At 51.6% G+C, this 1187-nt stretch carries 1 rRNA gene; it reads left to right on the forward strand.

From position 1 onward, the window contains the following. Nucleotides 1–1176: ribosomal RNA gene (locus FTT98_RS17575) — 23S ribosomal RNA — on the forward strand; the annotation flags it as partial. Nucleotides 1177–1187 lie beyond the last annotated feature (11 nt).

Below are 1187 nucleotides of genomic sequence, written 5' to 3' on the forward strand. Positions count from 1 at the left end.
TTACTTCCTGAGCTGAGAGCAGCCACAGAAACCAGGCCCCTGCAACTGTTTATTAAAAACATAGCACTCTGCAAACACGAAAGTGGACGTATAGGGTGTGATGCCTGCCCGGTGCTGGAAGGTTAATTGATGGGGTTAGCGTAAGCGAAGCTCTTGATCGAAGCCCCAGTAAACGGCGGCCGTAACTATAACGGTCCTAAGGTAGCGAAATTCCTTGTCGGGTAAGTTCCGACCTGCACGAATGGCATAATGATGGGGGCGCTGTCTCCAGCAGAGGCTCAGTGAAATCGAAATCGCCGTGAAGATGCGGTGTACCCGCGGCTAGACGGAAAGACCCCGTGAACCTTTACTGCAGCTTGACATTGAACTTTGATCTTACTTGTGTAGGATAGGTGGGAGGCTTTGAAACCGAGACGCTAGTTTCGGTGGAGCCAATCTTGAAATACCACCCTGGTAATATTGAGGTTCTAACTCTGCTCCATTATCTGGAGCGAGGACCATGTCTGGTGGGTAGTTTGACTGGGGCGGTCTCCTCCTAAAGAGTAACGGAGGAGTACGAAGGTGCGCTCAGCGTGGTCGGAAATCACGCGTAGAGTATAAAGGCAAAAGCGCGCTTAACTGCGAGACCCACAAGTCGAGCAGGTACGAAAGTAGGTCTTAGTGATCCGGTGGTTCTGTATGGAAGGGCCATCGCTCAACGGATAAAAGGTACTCTGGGGATAACAGGCTGATACCGCCCAAGAGTTCATATCGACGGCGGTGTTTGGCACCTCGATGTCGGCTCATCTCATCCTGGGGCTGAAGCAGGTCCCAAGGGTATGGCTGTTCGCCATTTAAAGAGGTACGCGAGCTGGGTTTAGAACGTCGTGAGACAGTTCGGTCCCTATCTACCGTGGGCGCTGGAAATTTGAGAGGATCTGCTCCTAGTACGAGAGGACCAGAGTGGACGAACCTCTGGTGTACCGGTTGTGACGCCAGTCGCATCGCCGGGTAGCTATGTTCGGAAGGGATAACCGCTGAAAGCATCTAAGCGGGAAGCCTACCTCAAGATAAGATTTCCCTTGGACTTTATGTCCACTAAAGAGCCGTTGAAGACTACGACGTTGATAGGTTGGATGTGGAAGTGCGGTGACGCATGAAGCTGACCAATACTAATTGCTCGTGAGGCTTGACTATACAACACCCAA

The organism is Acinetobacter sp. YH12039, assembly GCF_013420015.1.
GTDB lineage: Bacteria > Pseudomonadota > Gammaproteobacteria > Pseudomonadales > Moraxellaceae > Acinetobacter > Acinetobacter amyesii.